The organism is Microbacterium luticocti DSM 19459 (genome assembly GCF_000422405.1).
Taxonomy (GTDB): domain Bacteria; phylum Actinomycetota; class Actinomycetes; order Actinomycetales; family Microbacteriaceae; genus Microbacterium; species Microbacterium luticocti.
This window is the reverse complement of the sequence record NZ_AULS01000005.1, coordinates 140105-160629: the sequence shown is the minus strand read 5'-3', so window position 1 is coordinate 160629 and position 20525 is coordinate 140105. Positions and strand designations below refer to the sequence as shown.

Here is a 20525-nt window from a genome sequence, read left to right as displayed (position 1 = left end):
CCCCCGCGGCCCGGGATCGACGCGGGGAGGTGCCCGACGGTACGCGGTGAGCGAAATGCCGACGCTTCCGGGCCTGATCCCAGCCGGGGCGTGGTTGTATTCCATGAAGGAACCCGTCCACGCGCATTCCGAAGGAGGCCGACGATGAGCACACTCACCACGCCCGAGGAGCAGACCCTCGTCGAGTACCGCCTGACCGCGATGGACCGGTGCGATGCCTGCGGCGCGCAGGCCTACATCGCCGTCGAGGTCGGCGGCAGCGAACTGCTGTATTGCGCCCACCACGGCCGCAAGTTCGAGCAGAAGCTGCGCAGCGTGGCCACCTCGTGGCACGACGAGACCGCACGGCTGAACGAGGCCGGCTGACCGGTTCCGGCTGAACGGTTCCGGCCGAGCCGCGCCGGTTCGCCCCTCCGGGTGATGCGCCCGGATCAGCCGCGATGGCGTCGGGGCAGCCGCGGCGAGACGCGCAGTGCGATCTCCTCACCGATCGTGTCGATGTGTTCGGCGAGCCCGGTGGCCGTCGCTTCGCCGTGCCGGCCGGGTCCATACAGCACCACCTCGTCGCCCGGCGCGGCACCATCCCACCCGGCGACGGTGCTGACCTCGTCACCCACCGACACAAGCGCGCGCGCACCCGCGGGCGTTCCCACAGACACCCGCCCGGCCAGGGTCGAGGGCAGGCCGTCGAGCGCACCGATCCCGATCCGCACCTGATCACCGACGCCCACCACGGGGGCCACGAGCCGGGCGATCGGGCGGATGCCCAGGTGCGTGGCATCCGGACCGCCGGCGGGGTGGATGCCGTAGGCGAACGCGCCCACGCGCACCAGGTCATACCGGAACGGGCTGCGCGCGAACGCGGCGGCGCTCGCGGCGAGGTGCCGTCGTGCGGGAGTGAGTCCGGCGCCCCGCGCGGCATCCCAGCCCCACTCGAACACGCGGCGGGCCTGATCGTCCTCGGCGTCGGAGGCCTCGGCGATGTGGCTCCACACCCCGTCCACCACGATCACACCGGCCCGTTCGAGCTCGGCGGCGCGGGCGACGAATCCGGCCCACTGCTCGGGACGCACCCCGTTGCGGTGCAGCCCCGTGTCGATCTTCAGGTGCACGCGCACGGGGCGCCCCGTGGCGGATGCCGCGGCCGCCACGTCCTCGAGCAGCAGCGCGTCGCCGACACCGAGGTCGAGGCCCTCCGCCGCGGCATCCCGCGCCTCGCCGAGCCCGCCGATCTGCCACACGAAGATCCGCGCCGCCGCGCCCAGTGCCGTGCGCACCGCCAGGCCGGTCTGCACGTCGAACGCGCCGAACCAGCGCACCTGCTCCTTCCACGCACGGGTCACCACCGGCACCAGACCGTGCCCGTAGGCGTCGTCCTTGACCACGAGCATGTGCGCGGCCGGAGCCACGCGCGCACGCACGACCGCGAGGTTGGCGGCCAGGGCGTCCAGGTCGACGTGCAGCGCCGCGGTCATGCCACCTCCCGCCGGCTCGCCCGTGCCCCGACGAGGCTGACGATCTCTTGCGCCGTCATGCCGGTCGCACCGACCCAGTCGGCCAGGGCAGGCTCGCCGTCGCGCGGGTCACCGAAGAACATCGCCTCGTCGCCCCGGCCGATGTGCGCGTCGCCGATCTCGACGACGCAGACGTCCATCGCGACACGCCCGACGATGGGGCAGGTCGTGCCCGCACAGGTCACCGATGCCCGGTTGCCGAGCGCACGCACGACCCCCTGCGCGTACCCGCCGGTCACCAGGACGATACGGGTGTCGGCGGCAGCCCGGAAGGTCAGCCCGTACGAGACGCCCTCACCGGCACGCAGCTCTTTCGTGCCGAGCACGTGACCGCCAAGCCGCATCACCGGGCGTGCGCGCGGGTCACCACCGGGAAGGCCGAGCAGCGTCGCGAGCCGATCGGCCGTCACCGTCGCCCCGGCCTCGTCCAGCACGGCCTGCACGGTCGCCGCGCCGTGTCCCCACGCGTCGGCGGGCAGTTCGGCCGGCAGCGATGCCGTGCCCGCCTCGTGCAGCAGTGCGAGGTTCGCGCGCAGTGCGCCCCGCGAGATGCGGGCCACCGGGCCACTGTCCGCGCCCGGCCCGGATCCGGGTTCCAGGAGGGCTGCGGTCACGCCATCTAGACTAGCCGAGTCCCCCGATCCCCCACCCTGGAGCGTGAATGGCTCAGCAACGTCTCGGTGTCCTCCCCCGCATGCGCTACCTGGCCGGCCGGGCCCGACGCATCGACGTCGGTTCGGTGTTCGAACGTGCCCGGGAGGCCTCGAACAGCCACGGCAAGTGGATGCCGGCGGTGCTGGTCGACATGCTGTGGCAGGCGGGGGTTCGCAACGTCGGGTTCCAGGACTACATCGACTTCGACTTCGCGATCCTGAACCGCGCCGAGCGCGCCACGTACATGACGCACCCGGTCTCGAACCAGCTCTCGCAGAAGTTCGACGATCCCGCCTACCGGCACATCTTCCAGGACAAGATCGAGTTCGACCGGGCGTTCGGCGAGTATCTGCACCGGGAGTGGATGGAGGTCACCGCCGACAACGCCGAGGAGGTCGCCGCGTTCGTGCGCCGGCACGACACGGTGGTCTCAAAAGAGCCGGTGGGGCAGGCCGGCACCGGCGTGCACCGGTACCACGCCGCCGACATCGACGACTGGGACGGCTTCCACCGGGGACTGCGTGAGCGCGGCGAGCTGCTGCTCGAAGAGGTGATCCGCCAGCATCCCGACCTGGCGGCGGTGTGCCCGGGAACGGTGAACACCACGCGCGTCACCGCGTTCTTCGACGGGGAGCGCACCCACATCCTCGCGATGGCGCAGAAGTTCGGCCGCGGGGCGGTCAGCGACCAGATGACCTTCGGCGGCTTCTACACGATGCTCGACGAACGCGGCCACGCGGTCGGGGCCGGCTACGACTCGCACGGGCACGTGCACGAACGACACCCCGACTCCGGGTTCCGGATCGCGGACTTCCAGCTGCCGATGACCGATGAGGTCACCGCGTTCGTCGACCGCGTGGCGCGAGTGGTCCCCCAGGTGCAGTACGTGGGCTGGGACATCGTCGTGACACCCGACGGCCCGGTCCTGGTCGAGGGCAACTGGGGTGCGGGAGTCTATGAGAACAAGCCCAGCGTCACCGGCATCCGCACCGGCCACAAACCGCGCTACCGCGCCGCCATCGGGTTCTGATCCGGTCACGCACCGACGGACCCGGGCGCCCGCGGCCGACGCGGCGCCCCGAACCGCGCGGCCCGGCTCGGGCGGTCGGTTCCGACCCGGTCAGGCGGGTCGGACGATGCCCAGCGGCGTCGACTCGTGCCCCTGACCGAGCGGGTTGTCTTTCAGGATCGCGACCAGCCGTGCCTCACCGGCCTTGTCGAGCGTGGAGCCGAGGATGTTGCCGCCCAGGTCGTTGATGTCGACGACGGCGACGTCACAGCGCGACCCGAGCAGTTCCCGGAGGTGCTGCGCCACCTCACGCGGCCGTTCGGGCCCGAGCACGACCGCCTCGTTGTAGGGCGGGATGGTGTGCTTGGTCGGCCCGTCGATGGCGCGCGCCTTCGAGCCTGCGATCCGGTAGAAGTCGCCCTTGCGGCCGAACGCCTTGGTGACGGCGGCGACCGCGGCGGCCAACAGGATGCGGGGCGTGCCGCATTCACGCAGCGCCATCTCCATCGTCTCGGGCATGCCCAAGCCGATGCCGTACGGCGTCTTGGTGACGTACTTCGCCAGGAAGGTGGCGAGCTTGCGCGGCCGGATCTCGGACACCGGGAACGACCGCCCCTGGGTGATGGCCACGATCTTCTCGGTCACGAACAGGATGTCGCCGGGCGCGACGGCATCCGCCGCATATTCGCGCACCACCTCGTCGATCCGGTCCTCGGGCTGGATGACCTTGGTGCGCAACGGGATGCGCGCGTAGGTCGCACCGTCGACGGTGACCGTCAGCGCCTTGCCGGCGTTGGCCGCCCCGCTCACTCGAGGTAGTCCCGCAGCGACTGCGAGCGCGACGGATGCCGCAGCTTGGCCATCGTCTTCGACTCGATCTGGCGGATCCGCTCCCGGGTCACGCCGAACGTGTCGCCGATCTGGTCGAGGGTCTTGGGCTGACCGTCGCCGAGGCCGAAGCGCATGCGGATGACGCCCGCTTCGCGCTCGCTGAGCGAGTCCAGCAGCGACTCGAGTTGGCGCTGCAGCATGGTGAACCCGACCGCGTCGGCGGGCACGACCGCCTCGGTGTCTTCGATGAGGTCGCCGAACTCACTGTCGCCGTCCTCGCCGAGCGGGGTGTGCAACGAGATCGGCTCGCGGCCGTACTTCTGCACCTCGACGACCTTCTCGGGCGTCATGTCCAGCTCGCGCGAGAGCTCTTCGGGGGTGGGTTCGCGCCCCAGGTCCTGCAGCATCTGCCGCTGCACCCGAGCGAGCTTGTTGATGACTTCGACCATGTGCACCGGGATGCGGATGGTGCGCGCCTGGTCGGCCATGGCACGGGTGATCGCCTGTCGGATCCACCAGGTGGCGTAGGTGGAGAACTTGAAGCCCTTGGTGTAGTCGAACTTCTCGACGGCACGGATCAGGCCCAGGTTGCCCTCCTGGATGAGGTCGAGGAACTGCATGCCGCGGCCGGTGTAGCGCTTGGCCAGCGACACCACCAGGCGCAGGTTGGCGCCCAGCAGGTGGCTCTTGGCGCGCTGGCCGTCGCGGGCGACCCACTGCAGGTCCAGGCCCAGCTGGCTGGACTTCTCCGCGTCGGACATGTGCGACAGCTTCTCTTCGGCGAACAGGCCCGCCTCGATGCGCATGGCCAGTTCGACCTCTTCGGCCGCGTTCAGCAGCGGCACCTTGCCGATCTGCTTCAGGTAGTCCTTGACCGGGTCGGCGGTGGCACCGGTGATCTGGGTCGAGTACACCGGCACGTCGTCCTCGTCCTTCGACGAGATGACGATGGCCCCCGACGGCAGCGGTTCGGTGAACTCCTTCTTCTTTCCGGCGGGACGTTCGTCATCCTCGTCGTCGTCGCCCAGGTCGTCGTCGGCGCCGGTCTTGCCGGTGGGTGCGTTCTCGTCCTGGTCGTCGGAGGCGAGTTCGGTCTCGTCGACCTCGACGTCCTCTTCGGGCTCGCCACCGGCGGCCTTCTTGCCCTTCGCCGTGGTCTTGGTCGCGGTCTTCTTGGCTGGGGCCTTCTTGGCTGCGGCCTTCTTGGCGGCCGGGGCGTCCTTCTCGGCGGCCGGGGTGTCCTTCTTGGCGGCGGCCTTCTTGGCGGCCGGGGCGTCCTTCTTCGCGGCCGAGGCGGACTTCGTGGCGGCGGACTTCGTCGCCGCCGGTTTGCGGGCCGCGGACTTGCGGGCGGTGGTGGTGCCGGCATCCGGCGTGCTCGCGGCGCCGTCTGCCGCCGCGACCTCGTCGACGCCGGTGTCGTCGGTGCGCGAGCGGGTGGTGGTCTTCGTGCCTGCGGTCACGTTTCGCCTTTCACCGGGGGACGTATCACGCCCGCCCCCGTTGTGTTCGGACACTAGTAAGACCCTTGTCAAGTCGGTGCGCATGAGAAGGCTCCCCGGCTGGGGTACTCGATGTGCGGGTGCTGACAACGGGTCGGTGATCCATTGTCGCACATCCCACGCGTGATCCCGGACGTGCGCACAGGGAGGTCACGATGGACAAAACGTCCGGTCCCCCGGTGATATTCCCGGCGGGAAAGGCTCACGCCGCACCCTGCGGAATCAGTGTGTGTGCCGCCGGCGAACCGGGCCGGCGCCGGATCAACCCCGGGGTGCGCCGCCCTTGTCGTCGTCGCCGGCCGGACGCGTCGCGAGGAACCGCTCCAGCTCGGCCGCCAGTTCGTCGGCGCTGGGCAGGTCGCCGGTGTGCACCATCGGCGCGGCCTGTGTCGAGCCGGCCATGTAGGCGTCGTACCGGTCTTCCAGTCCGCGCAGCATCCGGCGCAGCTCGTCGTTGTCGTCGACCTGCTCCTGCACCCGCTGGATGAACTCCCGGTTGCGTGCGCGCAGGTCGTCGCCGGTGAACACCAGTCCGGTCGCGGCGGTGATGCTGTCGAGGGCGGCCAGGGTCGCCGCCGGGTACTCGGTGTCGCCCAGATAATGCGGCACGAGCAGCACGAACCCGGCCACCGGCGTCCCCTGCTGCGTGAACCGGTATTCGAGCAGATGCCCGACCGTCCCCGGCACCTGGGTGTGCGGCTTCCACACCGAGTGCGCCTCGGTGAGCTCGCGGCGCGTGCCGCTGACGGTGGTGCCGATCGGCCGGGTGTGCGGCACCGGCATCGGGATCGCGTGCAGCCACGTGACGGTGGACACCTGGTACTCCTCGGCGAAGGCCAGGACCGCTCGCGCAAAGCCCTCCCACACGAAATCGGGCTCGTAGCCGGCCAGCAGCAGGAACGGCTGGCCGATCGCGTCGCGCACCAGCGACAATTCGAGCCGGGACGGCCGATACTCACTGAGGTGGTCGCCATCGAAGGTGACCAGCGGGCGGCGCGCGCGGTAATCCAGCAGCACGTCGTTGTCGAAGACCGCCAACGGCAGCGACTGGAGGTCGTCGCGCATCACGTCGATCAACTGTGAGACCGCGCCGCCGGCGTCGGTGAACCCGGTCAGCGCGATGACCAGCGGCAGTCCCCGCGGCACCGGTGGAGCCGATGCCGCACGCTCGAACAACGGCGCATTCTGGGGCATGGCACCACTCTAAAGCGCGTGTGCGACCCGCAGCGGCGATCCCGCTGACAGCGAACAGTGCCGCACCGGCCCCGCCGCCTGCGCCTCATAGGATGGGGATCATGCCGTTCCCCGAGCTGGCGCGCAGCGCTGCGTCCGTGACCGAGTCCGATGCCGAACTGATCATCCTCGCCCTTCCCCCGGCCGAGAACGCACCGCAGCATCTTGCGGCCGACTGGCCGGGGCTGTACGACGCGCTGGATGCCGTCGGTTTCACCGGCGCCGTCGGCTCGGTCGTGCGCGTGCCGGCGCCCGGACGCACCGCCCGGGTCGCCGTCGCCGGCACCGGCGCCGACCCCGGCGCATCGGACGTGCGCGAGGCCGTCGGGGCCGCGGTGCGCACCCTCACCGGCTTCGACACGGCCGCCGTCGCCGTCCCCGGCGCCGACCGAGAGCGCCAGCTCGCGGCCGCCGAGGGCGCAGCCCTGGGCGGGTACTGGTTCGACGACTACAAGACCGATCCCGACCGCAAGCGGCCTGCCGGCCGGGTCACGGTGCACGCCGACGCCCTCGACGACGCCGACCTGACGCGTATCGCGCAGGCCGCGGCATCCGTCGCCCTCGTCAAGAACCTCACCACCACCCCCGCGCAGTGGCTCGGACCGCAGGACCTCGCCGACCGCGCGGTGCAGGCGGTGGCGGGACTGCCGATCGAGGCGACGGTGCTCGACGAGACCCGCCTGGCCGCCGACGGCTACGGCGGGATCCTGGGTGTCGGGCAGGGCTCGGCCCGCCCGCCGCGCCTGGTGCGCCTCGACTACGCGCCCGCCGACGCCCGCCGGCACGTCGCCCTGGTCGGCAAAGGCATCACCTTCGACACCGGTGGCCTGTCGCTGAAGCCGCCGGCATCGATGGTCGGCATGAAGGGCGACATGGCCGGGGCCGCCACCGTGCTCGCCGTGGTGCGTGCGGCGGCCGCCCTGAAGCTCCCGGTACGGGTCACCGCGTTCCTGTGCATCGCCGACAACATGCCCTCCGGTTCGGCCATCCGACCCGGCGACGTGCTGCGCACCCTCGGCGGCACCAGCGTCGAGGTGCTCAACACCGATGCCGAGGGACGCCTCGTCCTGGCCGACGGTCTGGTCGCGGCCAGTCGCGAGCAGCCCGACGTGATCGTCGACGTCGCCACCTTGACCGGTGCGATCCTCGTCGCGCTGGGCACCCGGCACACCGGGGTGATGGGCGACGATGAGGCGGTGCGCGAGTTCCTGAGCGCCGCCGACCGCACCGGCGAGCCGGCGTGGCACCTGCCGCTGCCGGCGCACATGGAGAAGGAGCTCGACTCCCCCATCGCCGACCTGCAGAACGCGAAGATCGGCGACCGCAACGGCGGATCGCTGTTCGCGGGCCTGTTCCTGCAGCGTTTCGTCGGCCGCCGCGGCGACGCCGACGACGCACCCCGCCTGCCGTGGGTGCACCTGGACATCGCCGGATCCGGCGAGAACCACAGCGCCCCGTATGGCTTCACGGACAAGGGCCCGACCGGCTCGACCGTGCGGGCGCTCATCGCATTCCTCGAAGGGGTGGAACACTGATGACAGAGCAGACCTACGACCTCGTCGTCCTCGGGGGCGGCAGCGGCGGCTATGCCGCGGCGATCCGGGCGGCCGAACTCGGCAAGACCGTCGCGCTGGTGGAGAAGGACAAGCTGGGCGGCACGTGCCTGCACCGCGGCTGCATCCCCACCAAGGCGCTGCTGCACGCCGCCGAGGTCGCCGATGTGGCGCGGGATGCCGCCTCCTACGGCGTCCGCGCGAGCCTGGACGGCGTCGACATCGCCGCCGTGCGCTCCTACCGCGAGGGCATCGTCGCCAAGAAGTACAAGGGGCTCGAGGGACTCATCAAGGCGCGTGGCATCACCGTCGTGTCCGGTGAGGGGATGCTGACGCCGGACCGTGCGGTGCAGGTCGGCGACGACATCCTGCACGGCACCGATGTGATCCTGGCGACCGGTTCGTACAGCCGGTCGCTGCCGGGCCTTGAGATCGGCGGCCGGATCATCACGAGCGAGCAGGCGCTCACCCTCGACGAGGTTCCGGCCCGCGTGGCGATCCTCGGCGGCGGGGTGATCGGTGTGGAGTTCGCGAGCGTGTGGCGCTCGTTCGGCGCCGAGGTCACCATCGTCGAGGCGCTCGACCACCTGGTTCCGAACGAGGACGTGGCCCTGAGCAAGGGACTCGAGCGCGCGTTCCGCAAGCGCGGCATCCGTTTCTCGCTGGGCGTGCGGTTCGCCTCGGCCACTCAGACCGACCAGTCGGTCACGGTCACCCTCGAGGACGGGTCGAGCATCGAGGCGGACTACCTGCTGGTGGCCGTCGGGCGCGGCCCGGCCACGGCCGGCCTGGGCTTCGAAGAGGCCGGGGTCGTGCTCGACCGCGGGTTCGTGCACACCGACGACCGCCTGCGCACCGACGCCGAGCATGTCTGGGCGGTGGGCGACATCGTGCCCGGACTGCAGCTGGCGCACCGCGGTTTTGCGCAGGGCATCTTCGTGGCCGAGCAGATCGCCGGTCTCGACCCGCTGCCGGTACCCGAGACGCACATCCCCAAGGTGACGTACTGCCACCCCGAGGTGGCCAGCGTCGGGATGACCGAAGCGCAGGCGACCGGGGCCCACGGTGCCGACGCCGTGACCGCGTACGAATACAGCCTGGCCGGCAACGGCAAGAGCGAGATCATCGGCACCACCGGCCTGGTGAAGGTGGTGCGGCTGGTGGACGGGCCGGTGCTGGGCGTGCACCTGCTGGGCGACCGCGTCGGCGAGCTGATCACCGAGGGACAATTGGCCGTCGGCTGGGAGGCGCACCCCGAAGACATCGCCCCGCTCATCCACGCACACCCGACGCAGAGCGAGGCGCTCGGCGAGGCGTTCCTCGCCCTGGCAGGCAAGCCGCTGCACGCACTCTGATCCGAGCGCGGGATCACTAAGCTAGGACAGACAACGGCTTGAAGGAGACACACCCATGAGCACTTCCGTGGTCCTCCCCGCGCTCGGCGAGAGCGTCACCGAGGGAACGGTCACCCGCTGGCTCAAGAACGTCGGCGACACCGTCCAGGAGGACGAGGGCCTGCTCGAGATCTCCACGGACAAGGTGGACACCGAGATCCCCTCGCCGGTCAGCGGCGTGATCGAAGAGATCCTCGTGGCTGAGGATGAGACCGTCGAGGTCGGTGCCGTGCTGGCCCGCATCGGCGACGGTTCGGGGGCGTCGGCACCCGCTGAGCAGCCCGCCGAAGCCGCGCCCGCCGCGGAGGCGCCTGCCGCCGAGGCGCCTGCCGAAGCCGCCCCAGCCGCACAGGCGCCTGCCCAGGACGCAGAGGCCGAGCAGGCCGAGACCGCGTCCGCCGCGGCGCCTGCCGAGCCCGCCACGACGACCGCACCGGCGGGCGCCGGTCGGGACGTGGTGCTGCCCGAGCTGGGTGAAAGCGTCACCGAAGGCACCGTCACCCGCTGGCTCAAGAACGTCGGCGACACCGTCGCGGTCGACGAGCCGCTGCTGGAGATCTCCACGGACAAGGTCGACACCGAGATCCCGTCGCCGTTCGCCGGTGTGCTGCAGCAGATCCTCGTCGGCGAGGACGAGACCGTTGCCGTCGGCTCGCCGCTCGGCCGGATCGGTGAGGCCGGTGCCGCCGCCCCGGCCACACCCGAGCCGGCCCCGGCACCCGCCGAGCAGGCTCCCGCCCAGCCCGCGCCCGAGGCTGCGCCGGCCGCACCGGCCCCCGCCGAGCAGGCACCCGCCGAGCAGGCACCCGCCGCGGCGCCGGTTCCTGCGGCGCAGGCCGCGCCCGCGCCGGCCGCACCCACCCCGGCTGCGTCGGCCCCGGCTGCGCCTGCGATGCCTGCCGCCGGCGACGACGACGAGATCACCTATGTCACGCCGTTGGTGCGTCGTCTCGCCCAGCAGCAGGGCGTCGACCTGCGCACGGTCACCGGCACCGGCGTCGGCGGGCGCATCCGCAAGGAGGACGTGCTCAAGGCGGCACAGGCCGCGAAGGCCCCGGCATCCGTCACCCCCGCCGCAGCCGCACCAGCGCCGCTGGAGGTGTCGCCGTTGCGCGGCACGACCCAGCCGATGTCGCGTCTGCGCAAGGTGCTCGCCGAGCGCGCCGTGGCCTCCATGCAACAGACCGCGCAGCTGACCACGGTGGTGGAGGTCGATGTGACCCGGCTGGCGGCGTTGCGTGACCGCGTCAAGGCGGACTTCCAGGCCAAGACCGGCGACAAGCTGTCGTTCCTGCCGTTTTTCGCCCTCGCCGCCGCCGAGGCGCTGCAGGCGTTCCCGGTGATCAACGCGACCGTCGACGGTGAGAACATCGTCTACCCGGCGAGCGAGAACCTTTCGATCGCCGTGGACACCGAGCGCGGCCTGCTCACCCCGGTGCTGCGGGATGCGGGCGCCAAGAACATCGCCCAGATCGCGCACGAGATCGCCGACCTCGCCGCCCGCACCCGCGACAACAAGCTCAAGCCCGACGAGCTGGGCGGCGGCACGTTCACGCTGACCAACACCGGCTCACGCGGCGCGCTGTTCGACACGCCCGTCGTGTTCCTGCCGCAGTCGGCGATCCTCGGCACCGGAACCGTGGTCAAGCGGCCCGGCGTCGTGTCGGTGGACGGCAAGGACGCGATCGCGATCCGTTCGTACGTCTACCTCGCGCTCTCGTACGACCACCGCGTCATCGACGGCGCCGACGCCGCGCGCTTCCTCGGCGCGGTCAAGGCCCGGCTCGAGTCCGGCGACTTCGAGGGCGCCCTCGGCATCTGACCGGCACAGCCGTCATGGCTGCTGTGCGACGTCCCGCACGTCGCGCAGCAGCCATCGGTCGTCTTCGCGCACCACGACCACGAGCTGATCGGGCGTCTGCCCGTCGCGCGGATGCACGCGCAGGACGGCGGCACCGCCGAAGTCGTCCAACAGCGTGAGCGTGCGCCGGAACGCGGGCAGAGTGGCGGCCCCCAGCGGAAAGCGCGCGCGGGGATCCTCCTGGGTCTTCGCCCGGCAGGCGTCGTCCCGGCAGGCCGCGCGCGTCGCCAGCAGGGCCTCGGTCGCCCGCTCCACCGACGCGGTGGATGCCTCGGGCCCGGTCGCCGGTGCGTCAGAGCCGGCGGACGGATCGACCTCGCCGGCCGGCGCGTCCGCCAGGCCCCGATCGGCGGCCGTCTCATCGCCCGGCCCCTCCCCGTCGGGCGCGGCCGGGGACGAGGACGGCGCGGGCACGCGCGGGCCCGCGGTCCCCGGGGCCGTCGCGGCGATCGACGACGACCGCATCGTCGCAGGGCTGCCGTCTGCGGTTGCGCGGCCCCCCGATCCCTGCGGCCAGAGCAGTCCCACCGCGAGCACGGCGGCACCCAGGCCCGCCGCCAGCATCACCGGATGGCGACGACGACCCGGGCGGTCGGCCCGTACCCGTCGCCAGACGGCGGTGACAGCCGCCGACGCGAGCTCGGGCAGCGGTCGATCGGTGTGCGGCACCAGCGGCGCCCACCATCCGCTCTGGGCGGGTGGTTCGGCTTCCGGGCCATGCGACTGTCGCTGCCCGCGCCGGCCGCCGCTGTGTGCGGGCGGCTCGGCTCCCACGGGCACGGCCCCGCGACTCCCGCCGCGGCGCGGGTCCATCCCGCCCTCCTCCGCCCCGTGTGCGCCCGATCGGGGCAGATCCGCGTCGTCCGGTGCGGCACGACGACGCCCGGAGTCGCGACGTGTCGCCCGCTGTGGCCTCCCGCCGTTCCCGTCGGTGCGCGCCGCGCTCCCCCGGTCCACCGCGACGCTGCGCGCACGGGCCGGCGCGTACACCGCCGTGGCCAACGGCTCCGGGTCGGCCACCGCGAACAGCGCCGCCTCAGCCTCATCCGGGGCGTGCGCGAGCGCGCGCACGTCGGCGAGCAGGGTGCGGGTGCACTCCACCGCGTGGCGGGCGCCTGCGTCGTCCACCGCGTCGCCGAGCGCCTCCAGAACCGCGGCTGCGGCATCCGTCACCGGCTGTCCCGCCCCACCCACCAGCACCGGGCGACCGCCCTCGGCCAGCCACCACTGCCCCACCAGGGCGACGTCGTCGGCGGCGAGACGCTGCGCCTCGACGGTGCCGCGCACGATGCTCACGGCGAGGGTGACCGCCTCGCCCGCAGACACCGGCACCGCGGCATCCACCCGCCGCTGCACGAACGCATCGACCCGTTCCGCACACACCGGCATCACCGCGAGCAGGCCCTCCTCGCCGCGCAGCACATCGAGTGGCGCCGCCAGGTGACCGTCGCGCGCTCCCGCCCACGTCCACAGGTCGGCGAGGTCGTCGGCGGACACGAGCACTCCGGTCACACCGTCGTCGGTGCGCGCCAGGATGCCGTCCCACGGCGCGTCCGGAGGCCGCACCCGTCGGATATGCCGTGCACCGGCCGGCAGCCCCGACTCGGCGGTCACCGCCGTTTCGTTGCCGCCGGCCACCGTCGGAATCACTGTCGGAATCACTGTCGGGATCGCTGTGGGGACCATGGGCCCAGTGTGCCCGGCACAGCCGGCCGTGGAAGCGGCGAGTGACACATCCGTGGACAACCGGTGGCACGGCCCCGGCTGGGGAGGAACCGACGCGGAAAGGTAGGCTGGTGGGTATGGCAGCACGCAGTCCCCGGGCCGACAAGAAGCCGAACTTCTTCTCCCAGCTCAAGTCCCTCTTCGTCTTCACGAAGGACGTCTTCCCGTGGCTGCCCTGGGCGCTGATCGGCATCCTCGTCGCGGGGATCTGGGTCGGCATCCTCGTCGGCTTCCTGCTGCCGCCCTCCCAGGTGTGGAGCATCATCCTGTGGGGGGTCACCGGCCTGCTGTTCGGCGTGCTGGTCTCGCTGATGACGATGACCCGGCTGTCGACCAAGGCGATGTATCAGAAGATCGACGGGCGTCCCGGGGCGACCGGGCACGTGCTCTCGACCGCGCTCGGCCGCAGCTGGCGCGCCGACGAGACGCCGGTCGGTGTGAACCCCAAGACCCAGGAGGCCGTGTACCGGGCGATCGGCCGCGGCGGCATCGTCGTCGTCGGCGAAGGGTCGCGTGGACGCCTGACCCGCCTGGTGAACGAAGAGAAGGCGAAGGCCAAGCGAGTGGCATCCGGTGTTCCGGTGACGGTGATCTACGTCGGGCACGGTGAGGGCGACGTGCCCATCGCCGACCTGGCCAAGACCATCAAGAAGCTGCCGAAGTCGATCAACCGGGCGACCCAGGCCGCCGTGATCAAGCGCATCGACTCGGTCTCGCAGTCGCTGGCGTCGCTGCCGATCCCGAAGGGGATCGACCCCATGCGCGCCCGCGCCCCGCGCCCGCGCTGAGCCCCGCGCCCGCGCTGAGCGACCTACCGGCGTCTACGGTCACACCCGCAACAGCACGGTCCCGGCCGCCTTGTCGTGCAGGCCGCGGTGGTCGGCGTCCCAGATCAACGCCGGGATCACCAAGAACAGCAGCGCGGTACGCAGCACCGGCCGCCACAGACCCACCCAGCCGCCGTGCACCCGCACCAGGCGCATGCCCATGATGCGGTGGCCGGGACTGCCGCCGATGGTCGGGATGAACACGATCTGCACGGCCGCGAACACCAGGTTCGTCGCCAGCGGGTCGGCCAGGCGCACCCCGGTGACCGGGTCGATGCTGCCGAAGAACGCGTACCCGATCAGGGCCGCCGTGGCGATGTCGATCGCCAAGGCGGCCAGGCGCCTGCCGAACCGGGCGACACTCTTCGGGCCGGATGCCGGAAGACCCCATCGCTCACCCGGATGGGAAGGAGTCGCAGGGCCGGATGGCGCGGATCTGGGGGCGTCGGGCACCCGCCCAGCCTAATCGGCCGGCGTAACATGCCCGAAACATGCGGGACACGGCCGGGCAACGCGGCTGGGATAGGTTCGAAGCACGTCCGTACCGCGGACCCGACCGCGTCCGAGAAGGAGCCCCATGTTCAACGAGCCCGCCGAGGTGCTGAGATTCATCAAGGACGAGGACGTCATGTTCCTCGACATCCGCTTCACCGACCTTCCCGGGGTGCAGCAGCACTTCAACATCCCGGCGGCATCGGTGGACGAGGAGTTCTTCACCGTGGGCCAGATGTTCGACGCGTCGTCGATCCGCGGGTTCGCGAGCATCCACGAATCGGACATGCAGCTGATCCCGGACGTGACGACCGCGTACCTCGACCCGTTCCGCGATGCGAAGACGCTGGTGATGATCTTCGACGTGTACAACCCGCGCACCGGTGAGATCTACGGCAAGGACCCCCGTCAGGTGGCGAAGAAGGCCGAGAAGTACCTCGTTTCCACCGGCATCGCCGACACCGCCTACTTCGCGCCCGAGGCCGAGTTCTACATCTTCGACGAGGTGCGCTACGCGGTCACGCAGAACTCCAGCTTCTACACGGTGGACTCCGAGGAGGGCGCCTGGAACACCGGCCGCGAAGAAGAGGGCGGCAACCTCGGCAACAAGACGCCGTTCAAGGGCGGGTACTTCCCGGTCTCACCGGTCGACAAGCAGGCCGATCTGCGCGACGACATCAGCCTCAAGCTGATCGAGTCGGGGCTGGTGCTCGAGCGCGCGCACCACGAGGTCGGCACCGGTGGCCAGGCCGAGATCAACTACCGCTTCGACACCATGGTGCACGCGGCCGACGACATCCTGAAGTTCAAGTACATCGTCAAGAACACCGCCGAGCTGTGGGGCAAGACCGCCACGTTCATGCCCAAGCCGCTGTTCGGCGACAACGGTTCGGGCATGCACACCCACCAGTCCCTGTGGCGCGACGGCGAGCCGCTGTTCTACGACGAGAAGGGCTATGCCGGCCTCAGCGACATCGCGCGCTGGTACATCGGTGGGATCCTCAAGCACGCGGCATCCGTGCTCGCCTTCACCAACCCGACACTGAACAGCTATCACCGGCTGGTCAAGGGGTTCGAGGCACCGGTGAACCTGGTCTACTCGGCCGGCAACCGGTCCGCGGCGATCCGCATCCCCCTGACCGGGTCGAGCCCCAAAGCCAAGCGCATCGAGTTCCGGGCACCGGATGCCTCGGGCAACCCGTATCTCGCGTTCGCCGCGCAGCTGATGGCGGGTCTGGACGGCATCAAGAACCGCATCGAGCCGCACGAGCCGGTCGACAAGGACCTCTACGAGCTGCCGCCCGAGGAGGCCAAGGACATCCCGCAGGTGCCGAACTCGCTGCAGGACTCGCTGGACGCGCTGCGGGCCGACCACGCATTCCTGCTCGAAGGCGGAGTGTTCACCGAGGAACTCATCGAGACCTGGATCGAGTACAAGATCGAGAACGAGATCACACCGCTTGCGCAGCGCCCGCACCCGTTCGAGTACGAGCTGTACTACGGCGTCTGATCCCACCGACGACGCATCGAGGGCTCCGGCACACGCCGGGGCCCTCGATCGTCTTGGCGCTCGACGTGTTCGTCGAGCTCATCTTCGGCTACGGTGCCATGTTCGGTGCGCAGTCGACGTTCCACGCGGAACGCGGCCATCGGCGGCGGCATCGCCCCGTGGATCGCAACCGCGCTGCTGTCGATGCCCGGCACCTGGCCGCTGCTGATCGCGGGATACGGTTCTCTCATGGGGATCCCGACCATCGTCGCGCTCGTGCTCAGCCGTCGACTGCCGCAGCCCGTTCCCGCACCTGCCCCCGCGCGAGCCTGAGGTGGCGGTGCTGGTCGCCCCCGACAGCTTCAAGGGCACGTACACGGCCGCGCAGGTCGCGCACGCCGTCGCCGCGGGCGTGCGCGCCGCCGGTGCGGCCGCCGTCGAGCGTCCGCTGGCCGACGGCGGCGAGGGCACCATGGATGCTCTGGCCACCGCCCTGGGGATGCAGCGCATCCCGGTGGCGACGGTCGATGCCTGGGGCGACCCGGTCGAGGCCGGCTACGCTCTCGGCGAAGACGGGCTCGCCGTGGTCGAGCTCGCCGTGGCGAGCGGGATCGCCCTGCCGCATGCCGGCCCGCGCGACCCCCGTGCCGCCGATACGGCCGGCACCGGCATCCTCATCGCCGCAGCCGCCGCCCGAGGCGCCCGACACATCCTCGTCGCGGCGGGCGGCTCTGCCACCACCGACGGCGGCGCCGGCGCCATCGAGGCGATCCGAACCGCCGGTGGACTGCACGGCGCACGGCTCACCGTGCTCGCCGATGTGGTGACCTGCTTCGAAGACGCCGCGACCGTGTTCGGCCCGCAGAAGGGCGCCTCACCCGACGACGTCGCGTTCCTCACCGCGCGGCTGCACGACCTCGCGGCGAGACTGTCCCGCGACCCACGCGGTGTGCCCCGCACCGGTGCCGCCGGCGGATTCGCGGGAGGCATGTGGGCCGTGTTCGACGCCGAGCTGGTCTCGGGCGCCGCCACCGTGCTCGATACCGTCGGCTTCGACGATGAGCTGGCGCGGGCCGACGCCGTCGTCGTCGGCGAAGGCCGCCTGGACGAGCAGACCACGCAGGGAAAGCTCATCGACAACGTGCTCCAGAGGGTCGACCGGCGCCGCCCCGGGACTCCGGTGTTCGCGGTGGTGGGCTCGGTGAGCGCGTCGCTCGGCGGCTACGCCGACCGGTTCGCCGGCATCCTCATCGCCGGCGACGAGGACCGGATGCGGGCCGCCGGCGCCGAGGTGGCGAGCCGGGTCGGCCACTGAGCAGACGGCCGGTGGATTTCTGCACAGTGCAGATTTCTGAACAGTGCAGGTTTCTGCGCGGCGTGGATTCAGGAAGCGCGGGCCGCGGTGCGCGGAGGATGCAGCACGGTGCACGACGATGATCCGGAATCGACCGGCTCAGCCGTAGAACAGCTTCTCGAACGTGCGGCGGGCGCGACGGGCCGCGCGCAGCCACGCCTCCTCGACCGCCGTCGCCGAGCGGGGCGGGTAGCCCAGCAGCCGCCCGATCCCGTCGAGCTGCCGCCGGTCGGCGGGCAGCACGTCGCTGGTGCGGCCCGAGAGCAGCGTGTTCGCCGAGCGCAGCCGTCCGGCCAGCTGCCACGCCTCACGCAGCCGGACCGCCGCAGCGGATGGGATCAGCCCGGCCGCGGCCGCGGCATCCAGCCCCCGCATCGTCGAGGTCGTGCGCAGGCCGGCGATCGCATGCCCGTGCTCGAGCTGGGTCAGCTGCACGAGCCATTCGACGTCGCTCAGGCCCCCGGGCCCGAGCTTGAGGTGCCGTTCGGGCGCGGCGCCCTGCGGCAGCCGCTCGGCCTCCACACGCGCCTTGATGCGCTTGATCTCGCGCAGGTCGGCGAGCGAGACCGCCGCCGGGTACCGCACCTCGTCCGCCAGCGCGGTGAAGGCGTCGATGAGCGCCGAGGTGCCCGCGACCCCTCGCGCCCGCAGCAGCGCCTGCGCCTCCCACGACACCGACCAGCGCCGGTAGTACTCGCGGTAGGCCTCCAGCGACCGCACCACGGGGCCGTTGCGCCCCTCCGGGCGCAGGTCCGCGTCCAACTCGAGCGGAACCCGGTGGTCCTCGGAGTGCGTGCGCAGCCCGGCCACGATCCGCTGGGCGAGCTCCGCCGCCCGCTGCGCGGGCACGTCGCCCGCGCGGTACACGTACAGCACATCGGCATCCGAGCCGAACCCGAGCTCGGCCCCGCCGTAGCGCCCCATCCCGATCACGGCGAACTCGAACGAACCGTCCTCGTCGGGCACCACCTCGCGCCGCACCGCCCGCACCAGCGCCTGCACGGTGACATCGGTGATCGCCGTCAGCGCCGTCGCCAGCTCTTCGATGGTGAGCACGCCCAGCACCGCCGCCATGGCCGTGCGCAGCAGCTCGCGACGCCGCAGGGCCCGCACCGCGCGCGCGGCGCCCGCGATGTCGTCGTGCCGGGTCTGGATCGCCTGCGCCTCCTGCGCGAGCACGGTATGCCCCCGCGGCCGCAGCCGCGCGTCGTCGTCGAGCCACGCCACCGACTCGGGGATCCATTCCATCAGCTCGCCGATGTAGCGCGAGCCCGACAGCACCCGGGTCAGGCTCTCGGCCGCCCCCGACGAGTCGCGCAGCATGCGCAGGAACCAGGGCGTATCGCCCAGGCGCTCGCTGATGCGCCGGAACGCCAGCAGCCCGTCGTCGGGGTCGACGCCCTCGGCGAACCAGTGGATCATGATCGGCATCAGGTGCCGCTGGATGGTGGCCTTGCGGCTCACGCCGGAGGTCAACGCGGCGATGTGCCGCAGTGCCCCGGCCGGGTCGGCGAAGCCGATCGCCGCGAGCCGGTCGTGCGCCTGCGCGGTCGACAGGCTGCGCTCCTGCTCGGGCAGGGCGGCCACCGCCGACAGCAGCGGCCGGTAGAACAGGCGCACGTGGATGTCGCGGACCTCGCGCTTGGTCCTCTCCCACAGCTGCCACACCTCGTCGCCGGTCTCGGCGAGCCGGCTGGCCCGGGCGAGCACCCGCAGCCCGTCGGGGTCGGCCGGCATCAGGTGCGTGCGCCGCAGCCCCCGCAGCTGCAGCCGGTGCTCGAGTACCCGCAGCGTGCGGTAGTCCCGGTCGAACGCCGCCGCGTCGGCACGTCCGATGTACCCCTCGTCGACGAGAGCGGACAGTGCCGCCAGCGTGCCCGGCTGCCGGATCGCGGTGTCGGTCAGCCCGTGCACCAGCTGCAGCAGCTGCACCGTGAACTCCACGTCCCGGATGCCGCCGGGCCCGAGTTTCAGCTGGAACGCCACCTCGTCGTCGGGGATGTTGTCGGTGACCCGTTCGCGCATGCGCTGCACGCTCTCGACGAAGTCGTCGCGTGCCGCGCTGCCCCACACCCGCTCGTGCACCGCGTCCACATAACGGGCGCCCAGCTCGGTGTCACCGGCCAGCACCCGCGCCTTCAGCAGCGCCTGGAACTCCCAGCTGTGCGCCCAGCGGTCGTAGTAGGCCAGATGCGAGTCCAGGGTGCGCACGAGCGCCCCCTGCTTGCCTTCAGGGCGCAGGTTCGGGTCGACCTCCCACAGCGGGGGCTCCACCTCCATCCCGGCGACACCGCGCATGGTCTGCACGGCCAGCCGGGTGGCGATGTCGACGGCCCGACCCTCGGCCACGCCGTCTGCGGCTTCCGCGACGAAGATCACGTCCACGTCGCTGACGTAGTTCAGTTCCCGCGCCCCCGCCTTGCCCATGCCGATCACCGCCAGCCGGGTGGCGGCCACCTCGTCGCGCGGGAACAGGCCGACCCCGCCGCCGCCGGCGATGCGGGTGCGCGCGACCGCGAGGGATGCCCGCAACGCCGCACCCGCGGCATCCGCCAACGCCGCCGACACGTCCGCGATCGCCGCCACCGGGTCGGGCGCCAGCAGGTCGTACACGGCGATGCGGGCCAACAGCCGCCGATACCGCACCCGCAGCGCCACCCACGCCGTCTCGGAGCCGTCGGCGGCGAACCCGTCCGCGTCGACGCCCACCGCGTCGGCGAGGTCGGCATCGAGTTCTGCCGCCGTGGGGAGCCGATCGCGCGGCACCACCAGGTCCGCCAGCTCGGCGGGATGCCGCAGGTAGAAGTCCGCGAACCCGTCCGACGCGCCGAACAGCGCCCACACGGCCCGGGCGCCGTGCGGGTCGGCCACCACCGCACGCACCGCATCCGCGTCGCGGCGCGCGACCCGCAGCATCCCTTCGAGGGCCGCATCGGGGTCGGCGGCACCGCCGGATGCGGCCGCGAACGCATCGCGGTCACCGCCCACCGCCTCGGCCAGCTCGTGCAGCCGCCCGTCCGCCTCACGCAGCCGGGTGAACCCGAGCCGTGCCAGGGCGGTCAGACCGGACGCACGATCCGCCATGGC

17 protein-coding genes are annotated in these 20525 nt (G+C 71.8%); 9 read left to right on the top strand and 8 right to left on the bottom strand.

Annotated features, from left to right (window positions below; translation table 11 throughout):
* The first annotated feature begins 144 nt into the window (after positions 1 to 144).
* The gene (locus H577_RS0107915; protein ID WP_029145511.1) at positions 145 to 366 is read left to right on the top strand and encodes a DUF7455 domain-containing protein; all 222 of its coding nucleotides are present in this window, start codon (positions 145 to 147) and stop codon (positions 364 to 366) included.
* Between the two features lie 65 nt (positions 367 to 431).
* On the opposite strand, the gene H577_RS0107910 is transcribed toward H577_RS0107915, so the two are convergent.
* Positions 432 to 1475 carry an alanine racemase gene (locus H577_RS0107910; protein ID WP_029145510.1) on the bottom strand — a complete coding sequence of 348 codons (1044 nt, stop codon included), beginning with the start codon at positions 1473 to 1475 and terminating at the stop codon, positions 432 to 434.
* Positions 1472 to 2128: an alanine racemase C-terminal domain-containing protein gene (locus H577_RS0107905; RefSeq protein WP_029145509.1), complete on the bottom strand. Its 657-nt coding sequence runs from the start codon at positions 2126 to 2128 to the stop codon at positions 1472 to 1474. Before H577_RS0107905 ends, H577_RS0107910 begins: the two co-directional genes overlap by 4 nt.
* Before the next feature lie 47 nt (positions 2129 to 2175).
* On the opposite strand from H577_RS0107905, the gene H577_RS0107900 reads away from it, so the two are divergent.
* Positions 2176 to 3198 carry a sugar-transfer associated ATP-grasp domain-containing protein gene (locus tag H577_RS0107900; protein WP_029145508.1) on the top strand — a complete coding sequence of 341 codons (1023 nt, stop codon included), beginning with the start codon at positions 2176 to 2178 and terminating at the stop codon, positions 3196 to 3198.
* Positions 3199 to 3288: 90 nt separating this feature from the next.
* Here the strand turns inward: H577_RS0107900 and H577_RS0107895 are convergent, their stop codons facing one another.
* From H577_RS0107895 to H577_RS0107885, 3 genes are all read right to left on the bottom strand, one after another.
* The gene (locus tag H577_RS0107895; RefSeq protein WP_029145507.1) at positions 3289 to 3987 is read right to left on the bottom strand and encodes a coenzyme F420-0:L-glutamate ligase; all 699 of its coding nucleotides are present in this window, start codon (positions 3985 to 3987) and stop codon (positions 3289 to 3291) included.
* Positions 3984 to 5471 (bottom strand): RNA polymerase sigma factor, encoded by a 1488-nt coding sequence (locus H577_RS15575; protein ID WP_051191859.1) that lies wholly within the window; start codon positions 5469 to 5471, stop codon positions 3984 to 3986. Before H577_RS15575 ends, H577_RS0107895 begins: the two co-directional genes overlap by 4 nt.
* A 300-nt stretch (positions 5472 to 5771) precedes the next feature.
* Positions 5772 to 6704 (bottom strand): proteasome assembly chaperone family protein, encoded by a 933-nt coding sequence (locus tag H577_RS0107885; RefSeq protein ID WP_029145506.1) that lies wholly within the window; start codon positions 6702 to 6704, stop codon positions 5772 to 5774.
* A 101-nt stretch (positions 6705 to 6805) separates the two neighbouring features.
* On the opposite strand from H577_RS0107885, the gene H577_RS0107880 reads away from it, so the two are divergent.
* The 3 genes from H577_RS0107880 to sucB are packed head-to-tail and all read left to right on the top strand — an operon-like array spanning position 6806 to position 11512.
* The gene (locus tag H577_RS0107880; RefSeq protein WP_029145505.1) at positions 6806 to 8278 is read left to right on the top strand and encodes a leucyl aminopeptidase; all 1473 of its coding nucleotides are present in this window, start codon (positions 6806 to 6808) and stop codon (positions 8276 to 8278) included.
* The gene (gene lpdA / locus H577_RS0107875; protein ID WP_029145504.1) at positions 8278 to 9651 is read left to right on the top strand and encodes a dihydrolipoyl dehydrogenase; all 1374 of its coding nucleotides are present in this window, start codon (positions 8278 to 8280) and stop codon (positions 9649 to 9651) included. Before H577_RS0107880 ends, lpdA begins: the two co-directional genes overlap by 1 nt.
* A gap of 55 nt (positions 9652 to 9706) precedes the next feature.
* Positions 9707 to 11512, top strand: coding sequence for a 2-oxoglutarate dehydrogenase, E2 component, dihydrolipoamide succinyltransferase (sucB, locus tag H577_RS0107870; RefSeq protein ID WP_036284143.1), 1806 nt, complete (start codon positions 9707 to 9709; stop codon positions 11510 to 11512).
* Between the two features lie 12 nt (positions 11513 to 11524).
* On the opposite strand, the gene H577_RS0107865 is transcribed toward sucB, so the two are convergent.
* Positions 11525 to 13237: a hypothetical protein gene (locus tag H577_RS0107865; protein WP_156876584.1), complete on the bottom strand. Its 1713-nt coding sequence runs from the start codon at positions 13235 to 13237 to the stop codon at positions 11525 to 11527.
* A gap of 116 nt (positions 13238 to 13353) precedes the next feature.
* Between H577_RS0107865 and H577_RS0107860 the strand changes: the two genes are divergently transcribed.
* Positions 13354 to 14064 carry a DUF4191 domain-containing protein gene (locus H577_RS0107860; protein WP_029145501.1) on the top strand — a complete coding sequence of 237 codons (711 nt, stop codon included), beginning with the start codon at positions 13354 to 13356 and terminating at the stop codon, positions 14062 to 14064.
* 39 nt (positions 14065 to 14103) lie between these two features.
* Here the strand turns inward: H577_RS0107860 and H577_RS15570 are convergent, their stop codons facing one another.
* The gene (locus tag H577_RS15570) at positions 14104 to 14556 is read right to left on the bottom strand and encodes an RDD family protein (RefSeq protein WP_051191858.1); all 453 of its coding nucleotides are present in this window, start codon (positions 14554 to 14556) and stop codon (positions 14104 to 14106) included.
* Positions 14557 to 14680: 124 nt separating this feature from the next.
* Between H577_RS15570 and glnA the strand changes: the two genes are divergently transcribed.
* The 3 genes from glnA (at position 14681) to H577_RS0107840 (ending at position 17399) form a co-directional block, all read left to right on the top strand.
* Positions 14681 to 16105, top strand: coding sequence for a type I glutamate--ammonia ligase (gene glnA / locus H577_RS0107850; RefSeq protein WP_029145500.1), 1425 nt, complete (start codon positions 14681 to 14683; stop codon positions 16103 to 16105).
* 105 nt (positions 16106 to 16210) lie between these two features.
* Positions 16211 to 16417: a hypothetical protein gene (locus H577_RS0107845; RefSeq protein ID WP_029145499.1), complete on the top strand. Its 207-nt coding sequence runs from the start codon at positions 16211 to 16213 to the stop codon at positions 16415 to 16417.
* 1 nt (position 16418) lies between these two features.
* Positions 16419 to 17399, top strand: a complete 981-nt coding sequence (locus tag H577_RS0107840; protein WP_029145498.1) for a glycerate kinase — start codon at positions 16419 to 16421, stop codon at positions 17397 to 17399.
* Between the two features lie 138 nt (positions 17400 to 17537).
* On the opposite strand, the gene H577_RS0107835 is transcribed toward H577_RS0107840, so the two are convergent.
* Positions 17538 to 20522, bottom strand: a complete 2985-nt coding sequence (locus H577_RS0107835; RefSeq protein ID WP_029145497.1) for a bifunctional [glutamine synthetase] adenylyltransferase/[glutamine synthetase]-adenylyl-L-tyrosine phosphorylase — start codon at positions 20520 to 20522, stop codon at positions 17538 to 17540.
* Between the last annotated feature and the right edge of the window lie 3 nt (positions 20523 to 20525).

Coding starts and splice junctions, on each gene's coding strand:
- H577_RS0107915 (WP_029145511.1), top strand. CDS start 145: ATGAGCACACTCACCACGCCCGAGGAGCAGACCCTCGTCGAGTACCGC.
- H577_RS0107910 (WP_029145510.1), bottom strand. CDS start 1,475: ATGACCGCGGCGCTGCACGTCGACCTGGACGCCCTGGCCGCCAACCTC.
- H577_RS0107900 (WP_029145508.1), top strand. CDS start 2,176: ATGGCTCAGCAACGTCTCGGTGTCCTCCCCCGCATGCGCTACCTGGCC.
- H577_RS0107885 (WP_029145506.1), bottom strand. CDS start 6,704: ATGCCCCAGAATGCGCCGTTGTTCGAGCGTGCGGCATCGGCTCCACCG.
- H577_RS0107880 (WP_029145505.1), top strand. CDS start 6,806: ATGCCGTTCCCCGAGCTGGCGCGCAGCGCTGCGTCCGTGACCGAGTCC.
- lpdA (WP_029145504.1), top strand. CDS start 8,278: ATGACAGAGCAGACCTACGACCTCGTCGTCCTCGGGGGCGGCAGCGGC.
- sucB (WP_036284143.1), top strand. CDS start 9,707: ATGAGCACTTCCGTGGTCCTCCCCGCGCTCGGCGAGAGCGTCACCGAG.
- H577_RS0107865 (WP_156876584.1), bottom strand. CDS start 13,237: ATGGTCCCCACAGCGATCCCGACAGTGATTCCGACAGTGATTCCGACG.
- H577_RS0107860 (WP_029145501.1), top strand. CDS start 13,354: ATGGCAGCACGCAGTCCCCGGGCCGACAAGAAGCCGAACTTCTTCTCC.
- glnA (WP_029145500.1), top strand. CDS start 14,681: ATGTTCAACGAGCCCGCCGAGGTGCTGAGATTCATCAAGGACGAGGAC.
- H577_RS0107835 (WP_029145497.1), bottom strand. CDS start 20,522: ATGGCGGATCGTGCGTCCGGTCTGACCGCCCTGGCACGGCTCGGGTTC.